The sequence below is a fragment of the Pedobacter sp. genome (genome assembly GCF_040513095.1).
Taxonomy (GTDB): domain Bacteria; phylum Bacteroidota; class Bacteroidia; order Sphingobacteriales; family Sphingobacteriaceae; genus Pedobacter.
In genome coordinates this window covers 1-12,981 of sequence record NZ_JBEVDX010000104.1, presented here as the reverse complement: position 1 = coordinate 12,981, position 12,981 = coordinate 1, and the positions used below count along the sequence as shown (strand labels likewise).

Sequence of the window (12,981 nt, the reverse complement as noted above, 5' to 3'; positions counted from 1 at the left end):
AGGTTTTGGAACAGGTTGTGCCTGAGCATCTGCTGATATATATCTATCAGGGAACAATGAATATCACTACCGCTGAAGGAAGTTTCAGGGTAAATAGTGGAGAATGTGTCCTTTTGGGGCGGAATCAGTTGGGTAAGTTTAATAAGGTGCCGGAAGATGGAAACCCTTATAAAGCAGCTACAGTTTTCCTGGACCGTACTATTTTAAAAGGATTCTACTCCGGTCATCCTGAAATACGGAAGCCAATGCTGCAGCGAACTATTACCTTCAAAAGACATCCTCTGCTGGAAAACCTCTTCAGGTCAGTTTCTGTGTTCTCAGACCTTGGAGAAGGTGTGGTGCCGGAGGAGCTTGCGCGGTTAAAGATGCAGGAAGCGGTCACCCTGATCAGAACGCTGAATATTGCGGCGGATGATCTTCTATCTGATTTTTCAGAACCACATAAGGTCGATTTAAGTGATTTTATGCAAAAAAACTTTATGTTTAATATTCCAATTTCAAGGTTTGCTTACCTTACCGGGAGAAGCCTCGCTGCGTTTAAGCGGGATTTCAGGAAGAACTTCAACATGCCGCCCCAGAGGTGGCTAACAGCACAGCGGCTGGAACTGGCGCATTTTCTGATTGCTGAACGCGGTATGAAAGCTTCTGCAGCATATGTGGATGCAGGATTTGAAAATTTCTCTCATTTTACTTTTGCTTTTAAAAAACATTTCGGCTACAATGCCTCCGCTGTGATGAGCCGTCAAACACATAAAACTTGAGCTGCTTAACAAAATATTTTCATGAAGGGGGGGATAACTTTGTCCCGTTATTCAAAAAAAAATATTATGAAAATCCGCAACAAAGTTGTGCTGATTACCGGAGCATCATCCGGTATGGGTAAGGAAACAGCAAAATTACTGGGCAGACAGGGATATATTGTTTATGCCGCTTCACGTAGAATAGAAATGATGGCTGAGCTGGCAAAGTCTGGCGTTACAACCCTCAGAATGGATGTAACTGATGAACAGTCCCTGAAGTATGGGGTGGATCTGATCATTGAAAGAGAGGGGAGGATTGATATTTTAATTAACAGTGCAGGTTATGGACTTTTGGGACCTGTAGAAGAAGTGACGACCGAAGATGCCAGGTACCAGATGGAGGTGAATGTTTTTGGGCTGAACAGGCTCACTCAACTCGTGCTTCCTTTTATGCGAAAGCAGCAGGAGGGCAAGATTATCAATATCACTTCTACATCAGGGAAGTTTTCTGCGCCATTAGCCGGATGGTATTCCGCTAGTAAGTACGCAGTTGAGGCGCTAAGCGATAGTTTGAGGATGGAGGTGAAAGCCTTTGGAATTGATGTGATCATTATTGAACCCGGGGGTGTTAAATCGGAATGGGGAGAGATCGCCAGAAAAGGACTTCATCTGATCCGGGAAAAGAGTCCTTATAGCAGCATGGCGCAAAAAATTATTGATTTTTCAGCAAAAGCGGAGCCTAAAAATGCAGAACCGGCGGTGATCGCTGAACTGATACTGAAGGCTATCACTGCGAAACATCCGAAGACAAGATATCATGGAGGGCATATGGCAGGAGTAATTTTGTTCCTCAGAAAAGTACTGAGTGATAGTCAGTTTGATAAGCTCATGCTCAGCCAGATGAAATAGATAATTGAGAGGAATTTTGAGAGCTTAGGGGAGAAAAATCACGTCAATATAATAAAAGATAATTTCATCCTTTATTATATTTATAATATATATATTTGCTCTATAAAATACTGCAGTAGCTGAATACCCTCTTTAAATACTATTAAAGTATCAAAATAAAGGATAAAAAGGTATTTATATATTGCTGGTTTTATTAACCCTTCATTCAAAATAAAAGAAAATGATTATTCATCAGGTATTGACATCAATGGAAAACGCGACCGATCCGGTTGTTCAGGTTTTCCGCCAGAACGAACACTTCAAGGTAATTACTGTAGGCTTTAAAAAGGGAGTAGTACTTAAAGATCACCAGACAAGTATTAAAACAGTATTGTTGGTGGTCAAGGGAGTTGTAACCTATAGAGAAGCTGATCGCTCAGTGAATCTCTATCAATATGATGAGTATGAAATCCCACTGAATGTAACCCATTCTGTCCATGCAACTGAAGATAGTATTTGCTTTTTAATCCGTGGTTAGGACCTAAACCTTACGCTATGTTAAACCTAAATTATTTGCCCGTCGCAACTGTTGTTCCCACTGAAGCAGGTTCCCTGATCTCGGCTCCCGGTATTATCATTACACTGGTCCTGCTGCTGATCCCTATCGTGGTACTGGTGGGATTGTTATTGCTGAAAGCGAGCCGGCTGTTCAGCACGCTGCGCAAAATTCCGCGAAGAGAGGTGATAGAGCAGCCCGGTATGTTGCTGAAGAATGTAAGTGAAGAAGCAAACATTCATTTTGTAGCCTCTAAGCGGAAAGCAGAAGTAACCCCTTATACCGATCCGGAACTGACAGATCTTATCCTGTGGTACATTATTACAGCTGCCTTCTGGCTGGTGTTTGGAACTTCCATTGGCGAATATGTTGGGATCAAATTCGTTGCTCCTGATGTTGATCATTATTCGTGGTTAAGCTTTGGGAGATTACGCCCGGTACATACCAACGCTGTATTTTGGGGATGGTCTTCCTTAGGCATGCTGGGACTGGGTTATTATGTGGTGCCACGGGTAAGCAATACACCGCTGCTAAGCATAAAATGGGGTTGGTGGAGTTTATGGCTGATCAATGGCGCAGTGGTAACCGGCAGCATATTTTTAATGGCTGGCATCAATAACGGGGGAGGCGAATTCAGGGAGTATATCTGGCCTGTTCAGCTTCTGTTTGGAATTGGCCTGCTGATCACTTTTTTTAATTTCTTCGGTACTGTTGCCAAACGTGAAACCAAAGAGATTTATGTAGCAAACTGGTATATCGTTACAGCGGTCATGTTTGCTATTGTACTTACCATTGTTGGTTATGTCCCCACCTGGCAGGATGGGCTGGGTGAAACGATTACCCAGGGTTACTACATGCACCAGGGCGTAGGGATGTGGTTCATGTTGTTTTCGCTTGGCCTGATGTATTATTTCCTGCCACAACAGTTAAACAGGCCTATATATTCTTATAGTCTTGGAATTCTGGCCTTCTGGGCACAGATATTTTTTTACACTTTAATAGGAACCCACCACTTTGTTTTCAGCGCTATACCATGGTCGCTGCAAACCATTGCGATCATCGGCAGTGTGGGTATGCTGATTCCTGTGATCTCGGGCACAACCAATTTCCTCATGACCTTCAAAGGGGCCTGGAATAAGGTAACCAATAGTTATACTTTACCGTTTTTCATTATCGGTATCCTGTTTTACTTTACAGGCTCCATGCAGGGTACTGCAGAAGCTTTCCGCTATACCAACCTGATGTGGCATTTCACAGATTTCACCGTTGCTCACTCTCATTTAACCATGTACGGGATTATCGCCTTCATGTTATGGGGATGTATCTATACCCTGATACCGCGTCTGACCGGGGTTGAGCCGCCGCAGGCAACTGTAGGGCTGCATTTCTGGGCTGCATTTATTGGATTACTATTTTACGCGGTACCGCTGATGGTCGGTGGTACGTTAAGGGGCTACATGTGGATGGGAGCTAAGCCTTTCATTGACAGTGTGGTCATGATGGCACCCTATTGGTTATGGCGGGCCATTGGTGGTACGATGATGTGGGTTTCTCATCTGGTTTTCGCCTTTAATTTATACAAAATGATAGCCAACAGGCAAGTACAGCAGGCAGCATCTCCTGCCCAAAACTCACTTATCCAAATTACTACCGATGGACTACTTCAATAACCACAAGCGGTTATACCTCACCGCACTAAGCCTGTTTTTATTCCTGACAATCATGGTTGCCATTCGTCCCGCGCTGACCAATCAAAAGAATAATGGCCTGCTCCCGGGATATGAACTGCCTTCTGATGACGAGGTTGCAGGGAAGGCATTATACATTTCAAACGGATGTGTGGCCTGCCATACTCAACAGGTGAGAAATGTTGCAATGGATCAAACCTGGGGCTCGCGGCCGGGACTTCCTGCAGATTATGCAGGTATACACCGTGAGGATTTCTGGCGAAACACGGCTACCCTGATGGGTACGGAGCGCACCGGACCAGACCTGACAGATATAGGAAACCGTCAGCCCAGTAAAGACTGGCATCTGCTGCATCTGTATCAGCCCAGGGCAGTAGTAAAGGAATCCATCATGCCAGCGTTTCCCTGGCTTTTTACCGAGAAAGATAGGGTGGAGCGCGGAGATACTGAGATCCAGGTACCTGAAGCCTTTAGAAATGGTATAAAAGGTAAAATCATTGCAACCAAAGAAGCTTTACAGCTGCTGGCTTACATTAAAAGTTTAAAACAAATCAAACTCTATGAAAAACCGGTGAAAGTGGATTTTCTGTACAAAGGGAAGATAAGTGCAAAAGGGGCGGCGGCTGATGCAGGTTCGGATGAGGGGCAGGTTCTTTACGCTACCAACTGCCAGAGCTGTCACCAATCAAACGGAGAGGGCTTAAAAGGGGCATTTCCTCCTTTAAAAGGCAGTCCCATTGTATTAAATGATAATCCTGAACTCTATATCAACATTATTATGAAAGGCTATGATGCCCGGGAGGAATATGGTGTAATGCCGCCGGTTGGTACCAACGCCAATTTAACGGCAGAACAGGTTACGGCAATCATAGGTCATGAGCGTTCCAGCTGGGGAAATAAAGGACGTAAGATATCGGTGGCGGAAGTACGTAAGATCATGGATCTGGTAAAAGCCGGTAAGTAACAAGCGACCAATTATTTGACAAGAATCTTAAAATTAAATCTGATGAAAGCAATATTAACATCGTTGGCAGCAATGCTGCTCAGTTTAACCTCATTTGCCTGTGAGGTATGTGAAAAAAGACAACCTGCCTTTTTAAGGGGCATCACCCATGGCGCGGGGCCTGAAGGCAAGCTGGACTATGTAATTGTTACAGTTACTATCCTTGTTGTACTGGCCACATTGTTCTATTCTGTAAAATATCTTGTACGCCCAAGGGAAGAGAACGGAGACCATATTAAAACACTGATCATAGATTAAAGGTTATGGAAGCTAAAAGCTCGGTTGCAATTTTCATCGATGATGGAGATCAGCCAATAGGCATCTACAACTCGCCAGTAAATTTTGAACTCGATACTACCAGACTTGCTGACGGAGATCATATCCTAAGGGTGGTCAGCAAAGATCCCTCAGGAAAAGAAGGCCTGCGGAAAATACCTTTTAAAGTGAGAAACGGACCGGATATTTCTATAGAGGGCATCAAAGATCATGAAACTATTGATGGGGTTATTCCCCTGATGATCAGCGCCTATGGTAAGGGCGATCAGAAAGTTTTTTTAATTGAAGGAAGCGAAACACCCAGAAGCATCCCCGGCTGGGTATGGATCCTGCAGCTGTTGTTTGGTGGCTGGGCCATGTATTATTTAATTACTACGTGGTTACCGGGTGTGTAAATTCCTGCTAAATACTAAATATTATGGACAACGAAAAGCCATTGAAAAGGAATGTAAATATACAGCCCTTATCACGCGAGCATCACTTTGGACTGCTATTCTGCTGGAAAATTAAAACCGGCCTGAAACACCATGTAGATCCGGAACGGATGATCAGCTACCTGAAATATTTTTGGGAGAATCACCTGAAATCTCATTTTGAGGAAGAAGAAGAACTGCTGTTCAATAAGGCAGAGCATGCGATAGTTGATCAGGGAGATGAAGAACATGTACAGCTTGAACATTATATATCAATACTGCTCAACCATCAGACAGATGAGGCAGAAGATATACTTCTAAAAATGGTCACCTTGCTTACTGCACATATACGCTACGAAGAAAGGGTTTTATTTCCTTTTCTGGAGCGGCACTTAACTGAGCAGCAACTAAAAGAAATTGGGAAACAGCTTGAGGCTGAAGAGGAGTTTGTGGATGAATATAGCGACGAGTTTTGGGTTATTCCGCGACAATAGAAGATGCACAGATCTTTTATTGTTTCGTTTCTTATATTTGTTGCAGACATTATGGGAGTATTTTCAAAAACATGTGAATACGCAATGAGAGCCGTTTTTTTTATTGCACACAGAACTGCCTCTGGTGGCAGGGTAGGGATTAAAGAAATCTCCACGGGAATAGATTCCCCTGAAGCTTTTTTGGCAAAGATCCTCCAGGAACTGACAAGGAAAGGCATCGTAAACTCTGTTAAAGGACCGAACGGTGGTTTCTATATGGACAATTATAATTTAAAACTGCCCTTATCCGATGTTGTGAAAGCTGTAGACGGGGATGGTATTTTTACCGGCTGCGGCATGGGTTTGCAATATTGTTCGGCCGTTAACCCCTGTCCGCTGCACAATGAATTTAAAGAAATCCGTAACAAGATCCAGGCACTCATGGAACAGACCAGCATAGGCGAGTTTAATGATGATCTGAACCTGGGTATCCTTTCGCTGAAAAAATAGTATCGATTTGATAAGTGTACAGTCATTTATCATAATAAAAGACAAAAAGGTATTAATATAAAGACGTTTGATAATGGAAGATATTAGAAATAAAGATGACATTCGCTCATTTGTAGATGAGTTTTATCGCAAAGTCAGACAGGACACGCTGATAGGTCCTGTATTTGCAGAAGTGATTACAGGCGACTGGCAGCCCCACCTGGATAAGATGTATGCTTTCTGGAATGGCGTTTTGTTTGGCGTTCCGGGATTCAAGGGCAACCCATTTGCCAGGCATGCACCGCTGATTATAGGGCAGGAGCATTTTGACCAGTGGCTGATCCTTTTTACTGAAACTATTGAAGCCGGGTTTTCCGGACCCGTTGCAGAAGAAGCGGTAAAACGCGCACACCTGATTGCACAGGTATTTGTGAGCAAGCTTACCTACAGAGGGGAATGACAGCCGGGACAGGTCGCCACAAAATTGTGGTATCCAAAAAGCGGTCTATAGAATATGCTCCTCCTCCATAAATTAAAACAATCCAGAGCAATGCCAGGAGCAGTACAAAATATTCTACGCCTTCGCCCTTTTTTTTGTTGTACCAGTTTAACTGCCATCCATCCGGCAGGTGTACAAAAATGGCCGCTGTAAAGATGATTATAGCACCCGCGGCAGCAAGTCTGCTGCAAAAGCCTATGATCAGCGCTATGCTGCCCAGGGTCTGACTAATTATTACTAACCATGCAATAAACTGCGGCAGTTTGCGGTTTTTAAAATCAGTAAGGGTAGACGCAATCCCGACTCCGCCGTAGAAACCCAGTTTTTGCAATCCATATGGAAGAATAACTATACCAGCAGCTACCCTGGCCAGTAAAGGAGAAAAGGTGCCTTCTGTAGCAAGGGTTCGTTAAGTTTAAAACTTGTTTTAGTGAGCTGTTCATAGGCAGGATGATCACGTATTACAGAAGCTGTATGGTCTAACAGGAAGGGTGTATAATGTTCACGCTTCTGATCAATTAAAGTAATAATTGATGGTTAAAAAAGAACAGACTTTTGATCCTGGAAGAAAAAATTAAAATAAGATCGTCCTTATCACGAACACGCGTAATATCATTGCTCAGTGCCAGCAGAATCTCCCTTTCCCGCTCCAGTTTATCCAATGCCGGGTTATTACCTGCAGTAAGCGTAGTATCTCTTTCATATTTTCCTATTTCTTCTGTTTGAGTTTTCATATTTCTGCTGCTGAACTAATTTATCAATTATTGCTTTGCGCGCGATGGAACATATCAATATCATGCCACCTTATTAATTAACTGTTAATCAGTAGTTTGTGTATTCGTATTCCTAGCGATATTAAGTGTGTTACTCCCTTAATCATGAAATACCATGATTGGCTGTACTTCAAGCCTTTAAATAGCTCAGGCGCTTCAGATAAGCGGTTTATGCTGTCGATTGATATATCGCGGGAAAATAAAATATTGGCTTTATATCGTTAGGATTAAATAGACTTTATTTTTTTAAGTAATTAATAATCAGATAATTAATTGATGGCATACCCTTTGGATAGCGGGTTGTAAACTAATATTTATTATCATGACAACAATTCAAAAGGAAAAATTTCGTAAGCAGGGATTGCATTTCAGCTATAAGATGAAGGCAACAGGAACACTGGCTGGGGTGTTTCTCATTTTGACTGCTGCTACAAATGCACAAACACAAAGTACTCAATCGAGCCCGCGCCAGATGGTAGACGCGCTGCACTCTGCCTTTGGCAAACATCCGGATGCCAGAGCGGTACATGCTAAAGGTTTGATCCTGGAAGGAAACTTTAGTCCGGATCCAATGGCGAAGAGTATTACCCAGGCTGCGCCGTTTATTGGAAAAACTATTCCTGTAACCTTTCGCTTTTCAGATTTTACGGGTATTCCGGATATTCCTGATACGATAGGAGCTTCCAATCCGCGGGGACTGGCAATCAAATTTCATCTGCCCGACAATACAAGTATGGATATCGTTTCGCACAGCTTTAATGGTTTTCCTGTCAGCACTACAGACGAATTCAGGACTTTCCTCCTGGCCATTTCTAAAAGCGGACCGCAAGCAGCACATCCATCACCAATTGAGCAGTTTCTTGGTTCACACCCCATTGCAAAGAGCTTCGTTACAAGCCAGAAGCCACCAAGTGTGAGTTATGCAACCTTATCCTATTTTGGGGTGAATGCCTTTAAATTTAAGGGCAAAAATAATGCGGTAACTTATATCAGGTACCAGTTTATCCCGGTCAACGGTGAAGAATTCCTTTCACCTGAACAGGTTAAAAACGCGGGGCCAGACTACCTCTCAAAAGAAATAGTTAAAAGAATCGCGGATGGGCCCATAGCTTACAAAATGTATGCACAGATTAGCGAAGCAGGTGATAAGATAGGCGATCCGGGTATAGCCTGGCCAGCAAGCCGCAAGCTGGTATTACTGGGCATACTTACCATTAATCAGGTTGCAGACAATACCATGGCGCAGGATAAGGCGATGATCTTTAATCCCGGGAATCTGCCGGTAGGTATTGAAATAGCAGACCAGATGTTAAAAGACAGGCAGCAGGCTTACCCAATCTCTGTTGCGGAACGCAGAAAATAGATTTAAAAAGATTTTACTTACAGTATTACTGATAAAAAACAATTATAAACTAAAAATGGAAAAAAGAATCAATTTATTCGCAAAAGGCCAGAGCGCCATCAAACCTCTCTTTGAAATAGGCATGCACCTTAAAAAATCAACACTTGGGCATAACCTGCTGGAACTTGTATTTTTCAGGGCCTCGCAAATTAACGGTTGTGCCTACTGCCTGGATATGCATTCTAAAGAACTGCGTGCCGCAGGTGAAGAAGAATACCGTTTATATGGTCTTAGTTCATGGAGGGAAACCCCGTATTACACGCAAAAGGAACGTGCAGCCCTTGCATGGGCAGAAGCACTTACGACCTGTAAAGTAACGGATGAAGTATACAATGCTGTAGCAGCCGAGTTTTCTGACGAGGAGGTTATTGACCTCACGATTGCGATCACGACCATCAACAGCTGGAACAGGTTAAACCTGGCTTTTCCAAATACACCAGGAACATACAAAGTGGGGATGTTTGGATAGCTGAAATCAGTAAGCATCCAGAAAGGAGAGGCATAAATTTTGCCTCTCTTTTTTTTATATGGCTTTCCACATCACATCAACAAACCATTTCCGGCTCTCAAAGAACCATGCTTCTGTTTTAAACGAGCCGATTTCTGCCAGGTCGTTAATGTCGGTTAAAGTATATTTCTGGGAGATTTCCATCTCCATAAATTCATCTTTAGCAAAGTGTATCAGCTCACCATCCAGATTTACAAACTTTGCTTTTTTACTGATCAGGTAACTCCGGCAGGATCCTGTTTCAGGATCCTAGTTTGCATAGTGCTCAAACTGAGCCAGATCAAAATCGGCGCGGAGCTCCCTGTTTATTCTTGTAAGCAGATTTAAACTAAAAGCTTTGGTGACGCCGGATTTGTCGTTATAGGCAGCCAGAATAGTTGCAGGATCTTTTTTAAGGTCTAAGCCCACACGAACCAGATCGCCGGGATTAAGCAGGCTCCGCATTCTCATGCAAAACTCCATAGCTTAAGTGCAGCGCATATTGCCAAGGTTTCAACCTAGAAATAAATGATTACTGTTATTTTCATAATGTTATTATTTAATTGCCGGTACAAACCAGCTATAGGTTATTACCCTAGTGATTTGCAATTGGCATGCCTGCTGATTAGTTTGTTGTTAATCAGTGTATTAGTGTCTATCATGAAAGTGTTAGCTGAGCGCTATATAGCCACATGACGTGACTACTCGCGACATATCACGAGTAGTTTTAATAAGGTTTGTTACAACTTTGGAAAAGTAAGTCCGGTTGCTTCTTCTGCATATTTCCATAGTTTTGCTGCCGTTGCCGGATCTTTTGCTGCAGCACTCATTTCACCAGCTGCAGGATATCCCTGGAGTTCATATTTACCATCAGGTCCGTAAAAGTCGTTGCCGGTAACCTGTGGTGCTACTGCTGCATAAAGAGCAGGCAGCGCACCTTGCCATGCAGGCATCAAAGCACCATACTTTTCTATCCCGGCCTTGAGTTGTTCTTCGTCCATATATCTTGCAAGATTGCTTTCAGTTACGCCCGGGTGTGCGGCAGTAGAAATAACATGATCTCCTGCCAGGGTGATCCTGCGCTGCAACTCTGCCATAAACAGCAGATCGGCAAGCTTACTAACAGCATATTCCCGCTGTGCGTCATAAGGCTTTTCCAAACGCAGGTTATCGAAATCAATACCATCAACCATTTTATGTCCCCCGCTGCTCAGGGTAACTATCCTGGCGCCATCGGTATTCTTTAATAGCGTATACAGGTGACCGGTCAGCGCAAAATGACCCAGGTAATTTACACCAAATTGTAGCTCAAATCCTTCTGCTGTAGTACTTTCAGGAGGTGTCATTACTCCGGCATTATTCACCAGCAGATCAAGACGCGTATGGCTGTCTTTGATTTTTACAGCAAATTCTGCTACCTGTCTAAGGCTGGACAAATCCAATACACCGATTTCAAGTGTGCCAGTTCCGCCGGCCTTGGCAATTTTATCCATCGCTTCAGTAAGTTTTGATTCGTCTCTTGCTGCAAGAATTACGTGGGCACCTTTTTTATAAAGTGCCAATGCAATTTCATATCCGACACCACTGTTGGCACCGGTTACCAAAGCAGTTTTGCCGCTCTGGTCAGGAATGTTTTCTGTTGTCCAGTTCATCGTATTATTTTTCGGTAAAGTTCGGTGTAAGCACTGCGCGAAGTATGCGGAAATCAATCAGGAAAGTACTCAAATCAATCAATTGAAGAACTCAAATGATCAAATCCTGGCGCTGTCGTTTTACTTTAGCCTTGCGGTTGATTCCAAAAGATAATTTAGCAATCCTGGGTCCTGCGATAGAAGTGGGCAGCTTGAACCCATTCCGATAGCGGTATCAAAGCTTCAATATATCGAAGCAAAACAAACCTCCGCATTGCTTAAATAATGCGGAGGTTTATTCATAGCGACAAGTGCCAGCTAAACGGCGGCTGCGATCAGATCCAGTTTTGATAGCTGTTCTTCAGTAAGCTCAACATCCAGAGTTTTTACGTTATCCTCCAAATGTTCAACACTGGATGTGCCGGGGATAAGTAATATGTTATCTGAACGGTATAAAAGCCAGCTCAAAGCCACCTGATGCACTGATGCACCAACCTCTTCTGATATCTTCTGTAATTTTTCTACCGCTGACACATTTCCTGCATTCATTGGGTTCCATGGAATAAAAGCGATGCCTTGTTCTATCGTATAATCCAGTACCGACTCCCATTTACGGTTGTCTACACTGTATTTATTTTGTACAGAAACAACATCGAAATATTCCTGTGCCTGTTTGATCTGATCGACCGTAACTTCAGACAAACCGATGTGTTTGATTTTTCCTTCCTGCTGTGCATTTTTAAGAAAGGCGAAGGTTTTTTCAGCAGGTACATTTTCATCCACGCGATGAAGCTGGTAAAGATCTATTTGTTCAAGCTTCAGGCGTTTCAGGCTTCCGTCCAGTGCTGCCTTAAGGTACTCCGGATCGCCGTTTGGCGTCCATTCATTAGGGCCTGATCGCATAAAACCGCCCTTAGTAGCAATAAGCAAATCATCTGCATAGGGAAAAAGTGCCTCTGCAATCAAATCTTCAGATACATTGGGGCCATAGCTATCTGCAGTGTCAATAAAGTTAATGCCCAGGTCGACAGTTCTTTTCAAAACTCTTATTGCCTCGTCCTTATCTGCCGGCGGTCCCCAAATGCCTTTTCCGGTGATACGCATAGCGCCGTAACCCATGCGGTTAACAGTAAAATCATTACCTATAGTGAAGGTGTTTTTATATTTAGTAATCATGGTGATAGGTATTTAGTAAGTTCCCGTAAATGAAGCTTTATATTTCAGAATTGTTTGAAAACGGAGAAGATTATTGCACTATTGTGAGAGTACGGATTTTCTATAAAAACATGTAAGAGGTGAAAATGTTCGTTCTTCCGTTACCTTGGGTCACTTCAGGATCTAAAAATAAGTACTATTAAAATTAGTTTTTATTACTTAATTTTTTAGTTTAAATTTGTATTCACAAGTTGATGTAATCTGATGGTGCTGGTCACCAACCGGATTCATGCATTTGTGATTTCGAATTAAAGAAAATGGAACAATTAAGTTTTTTTCCCGAAGCAGGACAATCACCAGGCCTGCCTGAAGAGTTGCTGGAATATCACCCTGGCCTGTTCAATGAAAAAGAATGCCAGTTGCTATTGCAAAAGTTCATACTGCAATCGCCATGGCAGCAGAAAGTGGTAAAGATGTATGATAAAGAGGTAGTAACGCCAAGGCTATG

The 12,981-nt window shown here is 42.9% G+C and carries 16 protein-coding genes and 2 pseudogenes; 13 read left to right on the top strand and 5 right to left on the bottom strand.

The window, feature by feature from the left end:
* The 10 genes from ABWY16_RS12675 to ABWY16_RS12630 all read left to right on the top strand — a co-directional run.
* A partial coding sequence (locus ABWY16_RS12675) for a helix-turn-helix domain-containing protein (RefSeq protein ID WP_353905011.1) occupies positions 1-761 on the top strand: 761 nt, incomplete at its 5' end.
* Positions 762-827: 66 nt separating this feature from the next.
* Positions 828-1,649 carry an oxidoreductase gene (locus ABWY16_RS12670; protein WP_353905010.1) on the top strand — a complete coding sequence of 274 codons (822 nt, stop codon included), beginning with the start codon at positions 828-830 and terminating at the stop codon, positions 1,647-1,649.
* Between the two features lie 247 nt (positions 1,650-1,896).
* The gene (locus ABWY16_RS12665; protein ID WP_353905009.1) at positions 1,897-2,166 is read left to right on the top strand and encodes a hypothetical protein; all 270 of its coding nucleotides are present in this window, start codon (positions 1,897-1,899) and stop codon (positions 2,164-2,166) included.
* Positions 2,167-2,183: 17 nt separating this feature from the next.
* Entirely contained in the window at positions 2,184-3,854 is a 1,671-nt protein-coding gene (locus tag ABWY16_RS12660) for a cbb3-type cytochrome c oxidase subunit I (protein ID WP_353905008.1), read from the top strand.
* Positions 3,838-4,836, top strand: coding sequence for a cbb3-type cytochrome c oxidase subunit II (locus tag ABWY16_RS12655; protein WP_353905007.1), 999 nt, complete (start codon positions 3,838-3,840; stop codon positions 4,834-4,836). Before ABWY16_RS12660 ends, ABWY16_RS12655 begins: the two co-directional genes overlap by 17 nt.
* 42 nt (positions 4,837-4,878) lie before the next feature.
* Positions 4,879-5,133 carry a hypothetical protein gene (locus tag ABWY16_RS12650; protein WP_353905006.1) on the top strand — a complete coding sequence of 85 codons (255 nt, stop codon included), beginning with the start codon at positions 4,879-4,881 and terminating at the stop codon, positions 5,131-5,133.
* A 5-nt stretch (positions 5,134-5,138) separates the two neighbouring features.
* A complete protein-coding gene (locus ABWY16_RS12645; RefSeq protein WP_353905005.1) occupies positions 5,139-5,546 on the top strand; it encodes a cytochrome C in 408 nt (135 codons plus the stop codon).
* Positions 5,547-5,569: 23 nt separating this feature from the next.
* Positions 5,570-6,058, top strand: coding sequence for a hemerythrin domain-containing protein (locus tag ABWY16_RS12640; protein ID WP_353905004.1), 489 nt, complete (start codon positions 5,570-5,572; stop codon positions 6,056-6,058).
* A 3-nt stretch (positions 6,059-6,061) separates the two neighbouring features.
* Positions 6,062-6,547 carry an RrF2 family transcriptional regulator gene (locus ABWY16_RS12635; RefSeq protein ID WP_353905003.1) on the top strand — a complete coding sequence of 162 codons (486 nt, stop codon included), beginning with the start codon at positions 6,062-6,064 and terminating at the stop codon, positions 6,545-6,547.
* A 73-nt stretch (positions 6,548-6,620) separates the two neighbouring features.
* The gene (locus ABWY16_RS12630; RefSeq protein ID WP_353905002.1) at positions 6,621-6,986 is read left to right on the top strand and encodes a group III truncated hemoglobin; all 366 of its coding nucleotides are present in this window, start codon (positions 6,621-6,623) and stop codon (positions 6,984-6,986) included.
* On the opposite strand, the gene ABWY16_RS12625 is transcribed toward ABWY16_RS12630, so the two are convergent.
* A complete protein-coding gene (locus ABWY16_RS12625; RefSeq protein ID WP_353905012.1) occupies positions 6,967-7,398 on the bottom strand; it encodes a DoxX family protein in 432 nt (143 codons plus the stop codon). The two genes, ABWY16_RS12630 and ABWY16_RS12625, sit on opposite strands and share 20 nt — an antisense overlap.
* Before the next feature lie 145 nt (positions 7,399-7,543).
* Positions 7,544-7,759: a hypothetical protein gene (locus tag ABWY16_RS12620; RefSeq protein WP_353905001.1), complete on the bottom strand. Its 216-nt coding sequence runs from the start codon at positions 7,757-7,759 to the stop codon at positions 7,544-7,546.
* Positions 7,760-8,120: 361 nt separating this feature from the next.
* Between ABWY16_RS12620 and ABWY16_RS12615 the strand changes: the two genes are divergently transcribed.
* Both ABWY16_RS12615 and ABWY16_RS12610 read left to right on the top strand, forming a co-directional pair.
* Positions 8,121-9,161 carry a catalase family peroxidase gene (locus ABWY16_RS12615; RefSeq protein WP_353905000.1) on the top strand — a complete coding sequence of 347 codons (1,041 nt, stop codon included), beginning with the start codon at positions 8,121-8,123 and terminating at the stop codon, positions 9,159-9,161.
* A gap of 55 nt (positions 9,162-9,216) precedes the next feature.
* Complete coding sequence (locus tag ABWY16_RS12610; RefSeq protein ID WP_353904999.1) at positions 9,217-9,669, top strand: carboxymuconolactone decarboxylase family protein; 453 nt, start codon at positions 9,217-9,219, stop codon at positions 9,667-9,669.
* Positions 9,670-9,723: 54 nt separating this feature from the next.
* On the opposite strand, the pseudogene ABWY16_RS12605 reads toward ABWY16_RS12610, so the two are convergent.
* From ABWY16_RS12605 to ABWY16_RS12595, 3 genes and pseudogenes are all read right to left on the bottom strand, one after another.
* Positions 9,724-10,158 (bottom strand): annotated as a pseudogene (locus ABWY16_RS12605) (L-histidine N(alpha)-methyltransferase).
* Positions 10,159-10,427: 269 nt separating this feature from the next.
* Positions 10,428-11,339, bottom strand: a complete 912-nt coding sequence (locus tag ABWY16_RS12600) for an oxidoreductase (RefSeq protein WP_353904998.1) — start codon at positions 11,337-11,339, stop codon at positions 10,428-10,430.
* Between the two features lie 297 nt (positions 11,340-11,636).
* Positions 11,637-12,494, bottom strand: coding sequence for an aldo/keto reductase (locus ABWY16_RS12595; RefSeq protein WP_353904997.1), 858 nt, complete (start codon positions 12,492-12,494; stop codon positions 11,637-11,639).
* Between the two features lie 296 nt (positions 12,495-12,790).
* Here ABWY16_RS12595 and ABWY16_RS12590 point away from each other — a divergent pair.
* Positions 12,791-12,981 (top strand): annotated as a pseudogene (locus tag ABWY16_RS12590) (alpha-ketoglutarate-dependent dioxygenase AlkB); the annotation flags it as partial.

Excerpts from the sequence above, each read along its gene's own strand:
- ABWY16_RS12610 (WP_353904999.1), top strand. The coding sequence starts at position 9,217 with ATGGAAAAAAGAATCAATTTATTCGCAAAAGGCCAGAGCGCCATCAAA.
- ABWY16_RS12655 (WP_353905007.1), top strand. The coding sequence starts at position 3,838 with ATGGACTACTTCAATAACCACAAGCGGTTATACCTCACCGCACTAAGC.
- ABWY16_RS12615 (WP_353905000.1), top strand. The coding sequence starts at position 8,121 with ATGACAACAATTCAAAAGGAAAAATTTCGTAAGCAGGGATTGCATTTC.
- ABWY16_RS12645 (WP_353905005.1), top strand. The coding sequence starts at position 5,139 with ATGGAAGCTAAAAGCTCGGTTGCAATTTTCATCGATGATGGAGATCAG.
- ABWY16_RS12635 (WP_353905003.1), top strand. The coding sequence starts at position 6,062 with ATGCACAGATCTTTTATTGTTTCGTTTCTTATATTTGTTGCAGACATT.
- ABWY16_RS12630 (WP_353905002.1), top strand. The coding sequence starts at position 6,621 with ATGGAAGATATTAGAAATAAAGATGACATTCGCTCATTTGTAGATGAG.
- ABWY16_RS12660 (WP_353905008.1), top strand. The coding sequence starts at position 2,184 with ATGTTAAACCTAAATTATTTGCCCGTCGCAACTGTTGTTCCCACTGAA.
- ABWY16_RS12650 (WP_353905006.1), top strand. The coding sequence starts at position 4,879 with ATGAAAGCAATATTAACATCGTTGGCAGCAATGCTGCTCAGTTTAACC.
- ABWY16_RS12640 (WP_353905004.1), top strand. The coding sequence starts at position 5,570 with ATGGACAACGAAAAGCCATTGAAAAGGAATGTAAATATACAGCCCTTA.
- ABWY16_RS12600 (WP_353904998.1), bottom strand. The coding sequence starts at position 11,339 with ATGAACTGGACAACAGAAAACATTCCTGACCAGAGCGGCAAAACTGCT.
- ABWY16_RS12620 (WP_353905001.1), bottom strand. The coding sequence starts at position 7,759 with ATGAAAACTCAAACAGAAGAAATAGGAAAATATGAAAGAGATACTACG.
- ABWY16_RS12595 (WP_353904997.1), bottom strand. The coding sequence starts at position 12,494 with ATGATTACTAAATATAAAAACACCTTCACTATAGGTAATGATTTTACT.
- ABWY16_RS12670 (WP_353905010.1), top strand. The coding sequence starts at position 828 with ATGAAAATCCGCAACAAAGTTGTGCTGATTACCGGAGCATCATCCGGT.
- ABWY16_RS12665 (WP_353905009.1), top strand. The coding sequence starts at position 1,897 with ATGGAAAACGCGACCGATCCGGTTGTTCAGGTTTTCCGCCAGAACGAA.